Genomic DNA, 11,872 nt, shown 5'->3' on the forward strand with positions numbered 1-11,872 from the left:
CATTGGAAATTACCTGCTTATTCTTCGCTGGTGTGCACTTTGCGGTGCAGGATCGCCTGGAATTCATCGGCGAAGGTGTAGTAACGGCTCAGCAGGGTTTCGCTGCGAGCAGAGAAGCGGTTGTAAGCGATAACGGCCGGGATGGCGGCGAACAGACCAATCGCGGTGGCGACCAGGGCTTCGGCGATACCGGGCGCCACAGTCGCCAGCGTTGCTTGCTGGGCAGTCGCCAGGCCACGGAAGGAGTTCATGATGCCCCACACGGTACCGAACAGACCGATGTACGGACTGACGGAGCCGACGGTGGCCAGGAATGGCAGACTCTGCTCGAGCTTTTCTTCTTCGCGGGAAATGGCTACACGCATGGCACGAGCCACGCCTTCCATGACGGCTTCAGGATCGACGCCTGGTTGCTGACGCAGACGGGAGAACTCTTTGAAACCGGCGCGGAAGATCTGCTCGACACCCGAATCCGGGTCCGGGTTGCTGCCGGCCTGACGGTAGAGCTTGGACAGGTCGATACCCGACCAGAAGCGCTCTTCAAAGCTCTCCAGGGCACGTCGGCCAGCGCGTATCAGATTGCTGCGCTGAAAGATCATGATCCACGAGGTCACCGATGCGGCTACCAGGATCAGCATTACCAGTTGCACCACGACACTGGCATTGCTGACCAGGCTCCACATGGAGGAATGGTCGACGACGTTAGCTTCCACGCTTTATCTCCTGCTTTGAGTGTGTACCCGCGCCGCTCACGTCGGCAAAGGCCGCTCGTAGAGCTTCGGGAATGGCCCGGGGTTTCAAACTGTTAGTGCGCACACAGGCCACCAAAAACTGCCCCTCGCAGAGCAGCACATTATCCGTAGCCCGCCTGACCTGCTGTTTAAAGCGCAGGCTGGCACGGTTCAATTCGATTACTTCAGCGCTTACCAACAGTTCGTCGTCCAGTCGCGCCGGCGCGTGGTAACGCGCTTCGCTGGAATGCACGACGAACAACAGGTCCTCCCCTGCCAGCTGCGATTGGGCAAAACCCAGTTCTCGTAGCCGCTCGGTTCGAGCCCGTTCCATAAACTTGAGGTAATTAACGTAATACACGATGCCGCCCGCATCGGTGTCCTCGTAATAAACGCGACAACGATGTGCGAAAGGCTCAAGCCCGTTTTGCGCGCGCATACTCTAGTGCTTACTCCTCAGGTTGCCAATCCGGCGAGACAACTGTTTTTCATTGTTCTGCGGCTTTCTTGCAAAAGTACGGTCCTAGGACAGCACAATGCCCGAATAAATCAGCGCGCAAAGGTTATTAATCGTCCACGGCATCAAGGAACTCGTCTATCACGGGCATCTCGCCCAATCGTGACGGAATGTTCAAGCCGAAATGCAGATATGCATGCCGCGTCACCACCCTTCCCCGCGGCGTGCGCATGATGTAGCCCTGCTGAATCAGATAGGGTTCAAGTACGTCTTCAATGGTGTGACGCTCCTCGCTGATGGCTGCGGCAAGGCTGTCGACCCCGACCGGCCCGCCATCGAACTTCTCGATCATGGTCAGCAACAGACGTCGATCCTGGTGATCGAAGCCACGCTCATCGACATCCAGCAGGTTCAATGCCAGGTCGGCAATCGGCTTGGTGATGTGCCCCTTGGCGCGAACTTCGGCGAAATCCCGCACACGACGCAGCAAGCGATTGGCAATCCGCGGGGTACCCCGGGCACGGCGGGCGATTTCAAAGGCGCCTTCCGGATCCAGCGGCAAACCGAGGATGCTAGCCGAACGACTGACAATCGTGGCCAGGTCGGCGGTGCTGTAGAACTCCAGACGCTGCACGATCCCGAAACGGTCACGCAACGGGTTGGTCAGCATCCCCGCCCGCGTGGTCGCACCGACCAGGGTGAAGGGCGGCAGATCCAGCTTGATCGAGCGCGCGGCCGGTCCTTCACCGATCATGATGTCAAGTTGGAAATCCTCCATGGCCGGGTACAGCACTTCTTCGACAATCGGCGACAGTCGATGGATTTCGTCAATGAACAGCACGTCATGGGGTTCAAGATTGGTCAGCAGCGCGGCGAGGTCACCCGGGCGTTCCAGCACAGGCCCCGAAGTGCTCTTGATCGAAACCCCCATTTCCTGGGCGATGATATTGGCCAGGGTGGTTTTACCCAGGCCCGGCGGACCAAAAATCAGCGTGTGGTCCAGGGACTCACTACGCCCGCGGGCCGCCTGGATGAACAACTCCATTTGCTCGCGAACGGTCGGCTGACCAATGTATTCGGCCAGGCTGACAGGGCGTATCGCACGGTCCTGGACTTCCTCGCGATCACGGGGACCACCCGTTGCGGCGATCAGACGATCAGCTTCAATCACTTAGATCATTCCCTTCAGGGCACGACGAATCAGGTCTTCACTGCTCAACCCTTTCTCCTTGATCGCGGAAATCGCCTTGCTGGCTTCCTGAGGCTTGTAACCCAGGGAAATCAGCGCACTGACCGCATCGCTTTCAGCGGTGTTCACCGGAGCCGGGCCATCTGGCTGGTTCGGCACCAGGGCAAACATCGCCGGCACCGTTTCCCAGGCCTTGAAGCGATCCTTGAGTTCGACCAGCAGGCGCTCCGCGGTTTTCTTGCCCACGCCCGGCACCTTGGTCAACGCCGAGGTGTCCTGGGATTGCACGCAACGGACCAACTCGTCGACCTCCAGACTCGACATCAAGGCCAGCGCCAATTTCGGTCCAACCCCGTTGAGACGAATCAACTCGCGAAAAAAGTCTCGCTCGCGCTTGCCGACGAAGCCATAGAGTAACTGCGCGTCTTCGCGTACGACCAAATGGGTATGCAGCGTCAGCGGTTCACCGACCGACGGCAGCCGATAAAGCGTAGTCATGGGCACTTCCAACTCATACCCCAGACCGTTTACATCGAGAATCAGATGCGGCGGCTGTTTTTCAGCCAGTGTGCCGCGCAAGCGTCCAATCACGTTACAGATCCTTGAGCGTTGGCCAGCGCGAGGCCAGCGACTGACAGAACAAGGATTTTGCGCCGACGACACAGGCGAAAAACCTTTATTCCATAAAATTGACTGTTGATGCTATCAGAGACGCAAGCGCCCGCCACGACTGCGTGCCGTGCCCAGACCATGGGGCAACAGGCTGGAACGGGTGTGAGCATGGCAAATGGCAATGGCCAGGGCATCCGAGGCATCGATTTGCGGCTTGCTGGTCAGCTTCAGCATATGCATGACCATCATTTGCACCTGCTCTTTGTTCGCCCCGCCCGTCCCGGTCACCGCTTGCTTGACCTGGGTTGCGGTGTATTCGGCAATTTCCAGGTTTTCTTCGGCGCCAGCGACAATGGCCGCGCCGCGAGCCTGTCCGAGTTTCAAAGCCGAGTCGGCGTTACGTGCCATGAACACCTTCTCGATGCCCATGGTCACCGGACCGTAGGTCTGGATGACCTCGCGAACGCCGCGATAAACGATTTGCAGGCGCTCATGCAACTCGCCCGACCCCGTGCGAATGCAGCCCGACGCCACGTAAACGCAGCCTCGGCCGGTATCGCGCACCACGCCATAACCGGTGATACGCGAACCGGGGTCGATACCTAGAATTAAAGTCATAACGCCTGCGGGCTATTGGAAAAAACCAAGTGTCGAACCTGTAGGAGCGAGCTTGCTCGCGATGGGCGCCAACGATGATGCGGGCTAACTGAATTAGCGCGCCGCTCTCGGGCTCATCGCGAGCAGGCTCGCTCCGACAAAGGCAAAATCAACCGAGCTGTGCGGCCACCGACTCTGGAATGTCCGCGTTGGAGTAAACGTTCTGTACGTCGTCCAGGTCTTCGAGCATGTCGATCAGTTTGAGGACTTTCTCGGCGCCCTCCAGATCCAGTTCGGCGCTGGTGGTCGGCAGCATGACGATTTCCGCGTCATCACCCTTGAACCCGGCCGCTTCCAGCGCGTTACGCACGGAATAGAAACCGGCAAATGAGGTGAACACGTCGATGGAACCGTCTTCGTTGGTCACCACGTCATCGGCATCAGCCTCCATGGCCGCTTCGATCAGTGCGTCTTCATCAACGCCAGGCACGAAGGAGATCTGACCCTTGCGCTCGAACAGGTAGGCGACCGAACCGTCGGTACCCAGGTTGCCGCCGCACTTGCTGAACGCATGGCGTACCGCCGCCGCCGTGCGGTTGCGGTTGTCGGTCATGCACTCGACCATCACCGCTACACCACCCGGGCCGTAACCTTCATAGGTCAACTCGACCACATCGTCAGTGTCTGCCGCACCGGTGCCTCGGGCAATGGCCCGATCAATGATGTCGCGACTCATGTTCGCACCCAGGGCCTTGTCCAGGGCCAGGCGCAAACGCGGGTTGGAGCCCGGATCACCGCCACCCTGACGGGCCGCGACGGTCAGCTCACGAATCCACTTGGTGAAGATCTTGCCTCTCTTGGCATCCTGACGTTCTTTGCGGTGCTTGATGTTCGCCCACTTGGAATGACCTGCCATAACTCGCTCCGAATTCTCTTTGACACATTACCCGCCACGCGGCGTCGCGTCGGCCGGCAAAAAAAAATTTCGACCCTTATAAAGAAAAGGCGCATCCGAAGATGCGCCCTTCAGGCCAGTCTTACTCAGCCTTAGGCGTTTCGCGCAGACGAATATGCAGTTCGCGCAATGCCTTGGCATCCACCTGCCCCGGCGCCTGAGTCATGACATCCGCCGCGCTCTGGGTTTTCGGGAAAGCGATCACTTCGCGGATCGATTGGGCACCGGTCATCAGCATCACCAGGCGGTCCAGACCGAAAGCCAGGCCACCGTGCGGCGGCGCGCCGTACTTCAGGGCGTCGAGCAGGAAGCCGAATTTCTCTTCCTGTTCGGCTTCGTTGATCCCCAGCAGACGGAACACCGACTGTTGCATCTCTTTGCGGTGAATACGAATCGAACCACCACCGAGCTCGGTACCGTTCAGAACCATGTCGTAAGCGCGGGACAGAGCGGCTGCCGGGTTGGCCTCCAGCTCTTGCGGGGTGCACTTCGGCGCGGTGAACGGGTGGTGCAAGGCGCTAAAGCTGCCGTCGTCGTTTTCTTCGAACATCGGGAAGTCGACGACCCACATTGGCGCCCACTTGCAGGTCAGCAGGTCCAGGTCGTGGCCGAGCTTGATCCGCAGAGCACCCAGGGCTTCGCTGACGATCTTCGACTTGTCGGCGCCGAAGAACACGATGTCGCCGTCGACCGCACCGACGCGATCGAGAATCACGTTGAGGTTGGCTTCAGGGATGTTCTTCACGATTGGCGACTGCAGGCCTTCGACACCTTTGGCGCGCTCGTTGACCTTGATGTACGCCAGGCCCTTGGCACCATAGATGCCGACAAACTTGGTGTAATCGTCGATCTGCTTGCGCGGCATGCTGGCGCCGCCAGGAACGCGCAGGGCTGCGATGCGGCATTTCGGATCGTTGGCCGGGCCGCTGAACACCTTGAAATCGACTTCCTTGAGCTGATCGGCAACGTCAACCAGTTCCAGCGGGTTACGCAGGTCCGGCTTGTCGGAACCGTAACGACGCATGGCCTCTTCGAAGGTCATGTGCGGGAACTCACCGAACTCCAGATCCAGCACTTCCTTGAACAGGTTGCGGATCATGCCTTCGGTCAGGCCCATGATGTCTTTTTCATCGAGGAAACTGGTCTCGATGTCGATCTGGGTGAATTCCGGCTGACGGTCGGCACGCAGGTCTTCGTCGCGGAAGCACTTGGCGATCTGGTAGTAACGATCGAAGCCGGCGACCATCAGCAGTTGCTTGAACAGCTGCGGCGATTGAGGCAGGGCGAAGAACGAACCGGCGTGGGTACGGCTCGGCACCAGGTAGTCGCGCGCGCCTTCAGGGGTGGCGCGAGTCAAGATCGGCGTCTCGACGTCGAGGAAACCGTTTTCGTCCAGGTAGCGACGAATGCTGGTGGTCATGCGCGAACGCAGACGCAGCTTCTCGGCCATTTCCGGGCGACGCAGGTCAAGGAAGCGATAGCGCAGGCGGGTTTCCTCGCCAACGTCGGAGAACTCGTTCAGCGGGAACGGCGGGGTTTCCGACTCGTTCAGCACTTCCAGTTCGTAGCCGAGGACTTCGATCATGCCCGACGCCATGTTGGCGTTGGTAGCACCGGCCGGACGCAGGCGAACCTTACCGGTGACCTTCACGACATACTCGCTGCGCACGCGGTCGGCGGCGGCGAAGGTTTCAGCGCGGTCCGGATCGAATACGACCTGGGCCAGACCATCACGATCACGGATATCGAGGAAAATCACCCCACCGTGGTCACGGCGACGGTGGACCCATCCGCAAAGGGTAATTTCCTGGCCGTCCAGGCTTTCGTTCAGTTGGCCGCAATAATGGCTGCGCATCATGGTCGTGGTTTCACTTCTCGTAATTCGAAATTCGGTTGGAGGCCCTGCGTATATACCAGTCGGCATATGATGCAAGGGCTCGCACGTGTCGTTCAACTCAGGTCCAGACCCTAGTCAGCTTTGTCGCCGCCGGCCAGGTTCTTCTTGGAACCGGTCTTGAAATCGGTTTCGTACCAGCCGGTACCGCTCAGGCGGAAACCCGGCATGGACAGCATCTTCTTAAGCTCTGGCGCCTGGCATGCAGGGCAGTCGACCAGCGGTGCGTCGCTGATCTTTTGAATGGCTTCCAACTGATGACCACAGGAAGCACATTGATAATCGTACATCGGCATGAGGGTTGTCTCGGTGATCAGATTGCTACCGTCTACACTCGGTTTTACGGCAAAGCGCGGGATTATATCCATTAAATGCAGCCTGTGCAGCCGTAAGACTGCACAGATCGACACACCGCTGTTCCACTGAGACAGTCAGGCCATCACCATGCAACGCCCTTCCTTGCGACTGTGCACGACACAGACAACACGCACCAGACCGCTGAAATTCTTCACCCCTCCATGACGCAAATGCACTTCGCGATCCACGTAGGACAACAATGCACTGACCGAACAACAGTTGATCCTGGCCATATCGCCCAGGATATCCCAGTAAACCTGCTCAAGCCGCAAACAGGTGGCGAAGCCATTGAGCCGCACCGACCGGGACAAGGGCCGGGCCAGCCCCATATCGAATTCGCTGACAAATGGATCAATCCTTATGCCTGTGAGCGGACCGAACCTCTGCTCGTTTCGCCTGTCCTCATAATCCATACCGTTGACACTCCTTTGCCATTCCGGGTTTTCATAAGCGCAATTTGTGTGCTTATAAAACCGCGAGGGCAAAGTTATATCCAGATGACTTTATGACCATCCACGTAGGATAAGCCAACAACTGAAGGCAGATCATGGAGAGCGTCCTACTCCGTGCTTTTTCCTACGCCCCCAAGTAAAGGGTCATTCCAGCATCAGGGCGTATTGCCGAAAAAAAGACAAGACAGCGCGCAGACGACACCCGCCGGGTGTCGTCCGTGCACAGAATGAGTTACTCAGCCAGCAGTGAGCGCAGCATCCACGCGGTCTTCTCATGAACCTGCATACGCTGGGTCAGCAGGTCAGCCGTGGGCTCGTCACTGACTTTTTCCAGCAATGGAAAGATGCCTCGAGCCGTACGTGTGACTGCTTCCTGGCCTTCGACCAATTGCCTGATCATGTCCTCGGCGGCAGGAACACCTTCTTCTTCTTTAATGGAAGACAGGCGCGCATAGACCGAATAGGCACCAGGCGCCGGAAATCCGAGTGCGCGAATTCGCTCGGCAATCAAGTCGACCGCCAGTGCCAGCTCGTTGTATTGCTCCTCGAACATCAAATGCAGGGTCCGAAACATGGGACCGGTGACGTTCCAATGGAAGTTATGGGTTTTCAAATAAAGTACGTAAGTGTCCGACAGCAGCCTCGACAATCCGTCGACGATGGACTTGCGGTCCTCTTCACTGATTCCGATATCGATTGCCATGTTTTTCCCCTAGAGGTGACGAAATTCATCCGACAGGTGCAGGATCACTCTAGCAAGCCCTTCCCCCCGCTGCAGCCCTGCCTCCCCTTTTCACCCCACGAAAAATCGCCGCTTATGCACCGCTGGACTCCCTGATTTGAGTAGCTACTGGCTTTGCTGTTAAATAGGCGGTGTGTCGCTGACGCCTATATTTTCCGGGCGCCGCGCATAGGCTGACAACGGGTACGTGCCCAACGCCTCTTATTGTTCTGAAGCGAACCGTGCTCGATCAGCTCTTCCTTGTGATCCGTCTTAACGTGAGTTAATCAAAATGTTGAAAATCGTCCACCTGCTAATGGGCGCAGCGGCTCTGCTGCTGTCCTTCATCCCTAGCCTGCGATCCGAAGCCGTACCTTACCTGCAACAACCCGACGCACTGTACCTGGCCTTTTTCGGCCTGCTAAACCTTACTCTCGCTCCTGTTATCCCTTACTGGAACAAAGGCCCGCGCCATCAATTGCAGAACCTGGTCAGCGCCCTGCTGGTTCTGGCTGTTGTCCTGCAAACACTGACGCTGATCGCACCGATGCCGGTGATCGCCGGCCAACCTGCCGTTCTGTTCAGCCTGGTCGCTGCCCTGATTGCCGTTGTTCTGCACCTGGCGGTCAGTTTTTACAAATCGTCACCGGCCACCACTTCGCCTGGCTATGACATGAGCAACCGCGATACCGGCACCGTCAAGTGGTTCAACACGTCGAAAGGCTTCGGCTTTATTTCCCGCGACTCCGGTGACGATATTTTCGTGCACTTCCGGGCCATTCGCGGCGAAGGCCACCGCGTCCTGGTCGAAGGCCAGCGCGTGGAGTTCTCCGTCATGAACCGTGACAAGGGCCTGCAAGCCGAAGATGTGATCGCCGCTCTGCCGCGACGCTGATTCAAGGCATAAAAAAACCGCGAACAGCCAGGCTGTTCGCGGTTTTTTATTGCCGGCGCCTGGGCCTTAGTAATGTGGCGGCGGCGCCTCTTCCTCGAACGACTCGAACTGGCCGGCCATTTCTTCCTGGCGCTTGAGCAATGCGGCCATTTGCAGTTGCAGGCGCTCAACCGCACGCTGCTGTGCCGCCACCACATCATTCAATGCCTGAATGGTGTCATCCTGAAACGCCAACTGGCTCTCCAGATCGGTAATGCGATCTTCCAGGCTCATGATTCAGCCCTCCACGAACGAAAAATCACTGGTCAGCACCAGACGCAGCCGATCTCGAATCGCCTCGACCTGCTCGGCGCTGTAGGGTTTGGCCGGGTGCTTGCCCCAGACCGGAGCCGGCCAGGCGGCGTCCTCACGCTTGCGCACGATCACATGCATGTGTAACTGGCTGACAACGTTACCCAAGGCCGCGACATTCAACTTGTCGGCGCCGAACGAGTCCTTGAGCACCTCGGCCAGCGCAGTGGTTTCTTGCCAGAGCCGCAACTGATCGGCGACATCCAACTGAAATATCTCACTGATATCGTCGCGGCGAGGTACCAGGATGAACCAGGGATAATTCGAATCATTGGACAACAGCAACCGACATAGCGGGAAATCGCCAATCGGCAACGTGTCTTGTTGAAGTCGTGGATCTAAAGCGAACACTGAGTGCACTCCCGCCTGGTCATCAATTTTCAGCTTAGCGCCCATCCCGAAAGATCGCGCACCAAGCGACTGGTCGGCAGCATACCTGCGAATGTCGCTGGCTTCACGAGCAACCATTGCCGAAGCCCGCCCGAGAGCCTGCAAAGGGCCGACGCGCGCCCCGAGATGAGACATTTCATGGCGAAACGCACCATTACTGACCCGATGCCAGCGAAACGAATAGCGAAATGACCAGCAAATACCTATCCGTTCAGGGCGTGACAAACGCGTAACTGTACGAATTCAGTACAGCGCATAAAATTATTTGCACCAAAACCGCACAATGCGTCTACGCTGAATGCTTCGACATCCGCCATTTACCCACTGACGGGGTGAACCGGTAACGTTTTTGGTTGTCACGCCGCCGTACATCGCGATCAACACGATGCAAACCATGGCGTCAAGCACGAATAACGGAAGCATGAACCCCCCGGTTTTATGAGGTTTTTAGCGCACCAGGCAGGCATTCAGAAAAAAAGATCAGCAAAAAGCTGGTTTGTGCACATTTGTTGCATTAGCACCCACATCGTCTATGAGGACACCGCTGGAAGCGGGAACCTTGAGACCAAAAAAAAACAGTGGCAGGTAGCCCGATGGAGATTCAAACGTTTCACCAGGGACTCTTTTTACCGATGCTCAAGCCCAGAAACAGCATTAAAGTTGTCCGTCCTGTTGCATCGGGGCTGTAAATTTGCGACATCTAGCAAGCCGTTTGCGACAGGGTCGTAAAGAAGCTGAAAGGTTAGATGCGCAAGTATCGCCAACATTGTCGGCGTGATATAAGTTTGCGCCGACACAAAAAGAAAGAGCCGCCCAGATAATAAAACAGGTGGGACGGCAGTACTCTTCTAAAAACCAAAGGAGCAAATCACGATGCGCGTGATGAAGTGGAGCATGATCGCACTGGCTGTTGCAGCTGGTACCTCGCAGTTCGCAGTAGCGTCCTCCCAGGACGATTCCAAGGGTTTCTTCGGCGATCAAAGCCTGAAACTGAAAACCCGTATGGAATACATGAACCGCGATTACAAAAACGGTGTTAGCAACCCGTCCTCTGGTACCTCCGGCTACCGTCAGGATACCGGTGTTAGCCAACTGCTCAACTACGAGTCGGGCTTCACTCAAGGTACTGTAGGTTTCGGCCTTGATGCCATGGCAATGGGCTCGGTTAAACTTGACGGTGGCTCGGGTCGCCGCGGTAACGGTCTGTTCGCCAACGACAGCGATGGCAACCCGGAAAAATCCCAAGGCAAACTCGGTGGCGCAGTTAAATTCCGCCTCTCCGATACCGTACTGAAATACGGTCAGCAGTTCGTTGCCAGCCCAGTGTTTGCTACCGATGACAGCCGTCTGCTGCCAGAAGTTGCTACCGGTACCCTGATCACTTCCAAAGAAATCAAGGGCCTGGAACTGAACGCTGGTCGTTTCACTTCCCTGAGCAAACAAACCGGCATGGGTCGTGACAGCATCGGCGGTCTGCCAGATGAAAATGGCAACGGCGGCAAAGGCCTGACCAACATCAATATCTTCGGTGCAAGCTACGCTTTCACTGATAATTTCACCGGTGCCGTGGCTGCGTCGGATGCTGATGACTACTTCAAAAAGTACTACGTCAACCTGAACTACACCCTGCCAATCGCTGAAAACCAGTCCCTGAACTTCGACCTCAACGGTTACAAAACCAAAGGCGAAAGCCGTGGTGACCTGGTTGACGCTATCGGTGACGGCACCCTGGGTGTGGACAACAACCTGTGGTCCCTGGCTGCTGCCTATAGCCTCGGCGCTCACAAGTTCACCGTCGCTTACCAGCAATCCAGCGGTGACAACGCTTACTACTACGGCGTTGACGGTAACAGCACCATCTTCGTATCCAACTCCATCCAGATCTCCGACTTCGTGGGTCGTGAAGAGAAGTCCTGGCAGGCTCGCTACGACCTGAACATGGCTACCTACGGCGTACCTGGTCTGAGCTTCATGACCCGTTACGTGAAGGGTGACAACATTAACGTTGCCAATGCGGGCGAAGGTAAGGAATACGAATGGAACCTTGAGTCCAAATACGTAGTCCAGGAAGGTCCGGCTAAAGATCTGTCGTTCCGCGTACGTTACGCCAACTATCGTTCGAACCAAGCGTACAGCGGCTACTCGCCTGACCTGTACGACACTCGTCTGATCGTAGAGTACCCGCTGAACATCCTCTAATCCGGGTGTAACACAGCAAGTACTGTAAAAAGCCGCCCACCTCTTCAGGTGGGCGGCTTTTTTATGCCTGCC

At 57.0% G+C, this 11,872-nt stretch carries 14 protein-coding genes; 2 read left to right on the top strand and 12 right to left on the bottom strand.

The genetic code is table 11. The features are described 5' to 3' along the window. Window positions 1-17: 17 nt before the first annotated feature. The 10 genes from tolQ to BLV61_RS10140 all read right to left on the bottom strand — a co-directional run bounded on the left by tolQ (window position 18) and on the right by BLV61_RS10140 (window position 7,947). Complete coding sequence (tolQ, locus tag BLV61_RS10095; protein WP_047532507.1) at window positions 18-713, bottom strand: protein TolQ; 696 nt, start codon at window positions 711-713, stop codon at window positions 18-20. Continuing rightward, on the bottom strand, window positions 703-1,170 hold the full coding sequence (ybgC, locus tag BLV61_RS10100; RefSeq protein ID WP_047532508.1) for a tol-pal system-associated acyl-CoA thioesterase: 468 nt from the start codon (window positions 1,168-1,170) through the stop codon (window positions 703-705). Before ybgC ends, tolQ begins: the two co-directional genes overlap by 11 nt. A gap of 127 nt (window positions 1,171-1,297) precedes the next feature. Continuing rightward, on the bottom strand, window positions 1,298-2,359 hold the full coding sequence (gene ruvB / locus BLV61_RS10105; protein ID WP_090464626.1) for a Holliday junction branch migration DNA helicase RuvB: 1,062 nt from the start codon (window positions 2,357-2,359) through the stop codon (window positions 1,298-1,300). After that, the gene (ruvA, locus tag BLV61_RS10110) at window positions 2,360-2,968 is read right to left on the bottom strand and encodes a Holliday junction branch migration protein RuvA (RefSeq protein WP_047532510.1); all 609 of its coding nucleotides are present in this window, start codon (window positions 2,966-2,968) and stop codon (window positions 2,360-2,362) included. A 114-nt stretch (window positions 2,969-3,082) separates the two neighbouring features. After that, on the bottom strand, window positions 3,083-3,607 hold the full coding sequence (ruvC, locus tag BLV61_RS10115; RefSeq protein WP_034149140.1) for a crossover junction endodeoxyribonuclease RuvC: 525 nt from the start codon (window positions 3,605-3,607) through the stop codon (window positions 3,083-3,085). Between the two features lie 148 nt (window positions 3,608-3,755). Further along, the gene (locus tag BLV61_RS10120) at window positions 3,756-4,502 is read right to left on the bottom strand and encodes a YebC/PmpR family DNA-binding transcriptional regulator (protein WP_047532511.1); all 747 of its coding nucleotides are present in this window, start codon (window positions 4,500-4,502) and stop codon (window positions 3,756-3,758) included. A gap of 121 nt (window positions 4,503-4,623) precedes the next feature. Then, window positions 4,624-6,399, bottom strand: a complete 1,776-nt coding sequence (gene aspS / locus BLV61_RS10125) for an aspartate--tRNA ligase (RefSeq protein ID WP_047532512.1) — start codon at window positions 6,397-6,399, stop codon at window positions 4,624-4,626. Between the two features lie 110 nt (window positions 6,400-6,509). Continuing rightward, the gene (locus BLV61_RS10130; protein WP_007977333.1) at window positions 6,510-6,731 is read right to left on the bottom strand and encodes an FmdB family zinc ribbon protein; all 222 of its coding nucleotides are present in this window, start codon (window positions 6,729-6,731) and stop codon (window positions 6,510-6,512) included. Between the two features lie 135 nt (window positions 6,732-6,866). Next, complete coding sequence (locus BLV61_RS10135; protein WP_047532513.1) at window positions 6,867-7,205, bottom strand: ribbon-helix-helix domain-containing protein; 339 nt, start codon at window positions 7,203-7,205, stop codon at window positions 6,867-6,869. Between the two features lie 271 nt (window positions 7,206-7,476). Next, entirely contained in the window at window positions 7,477-7,947 is a 471-nt protein-coding gene (locus BLV61_RS10140; protein ID WP_047532514.1) for a Dps family protein, read from the bottom strand. A 310-nt stretch (window positions 7,948-8,257) separates the two neighbouring features. Here BLV61_RS10140 and BLV61_RS31875 point away from each other — a divergent pair, with 310 nt between their 5' ends. After that, entirely contained in the window at window positions 8,258-8,860 is a 603-nt protein-coding gene (locus tag BLV61_RS31875) for a cold-shock protein (protein WP_047532515.1), read from the top strand. 66 nt (window positions 8,861-8,926) lie between these two features. Here BLV61_RS31875 and BLV61_RS10150 read toward each other — a convergent pair whose 3' ends face one another. Both BLV61_RS10150 and BLV61_RS10155 read right to left on the bottom strand, forming a co-directional pair. Further along, on the bottom strand, window positions 8,927-9,133 hold the full coding sequence (locus BLV61_RS10150) for a SlyX family protein (protein WP_047532516.1): 207 nt from the start codon (window positions 9,131-9,133) through the stop codon (window positions 8,927-8,929). 3 nt (window positions 9,134-9,136) lie between these two features. Continuing rightward, window positions 9,137-9,562: an HIT domain-containing protein gene (locus BLV61_RS10155; protein WP_047539015.1), complete on the bottom strand. Its 426-nt coding sequence runs from the start codon at window positions 9,560-9,562 to the stop codon at window positions 9,137-9,139. A 912-nt stretch (window positions 9,563-10,474) separates the two neighbouring features. Here BLV61_RS10155 and BLV61_RS10160 point away from each other — a divergent pair. Further along, on the top strand, window positions 10,475-11,800 hold the full coding sequence (locus BLV61_RS10160; protein ID WP_090464630.1) for an OprD family porin: 1,326 nt from the start codon (window positions 10,475-10,477) through the stop codon (window positions 11,798-11,800). The last annotated feature ends 72 nt before the right edge of the window (window positions 11,801-11,872 follow it).

The sequence above is a fragment of the Pseudomonas mohnii genome (assembly GCF_900105115.1).
Lineage (GTDB): Bacteria > Pseudomonadota > Gammaproteobacteria > Pseudomonadales > Pseudomonadaceae > Aquipseudomonas > Aquipseudomonas mohnii.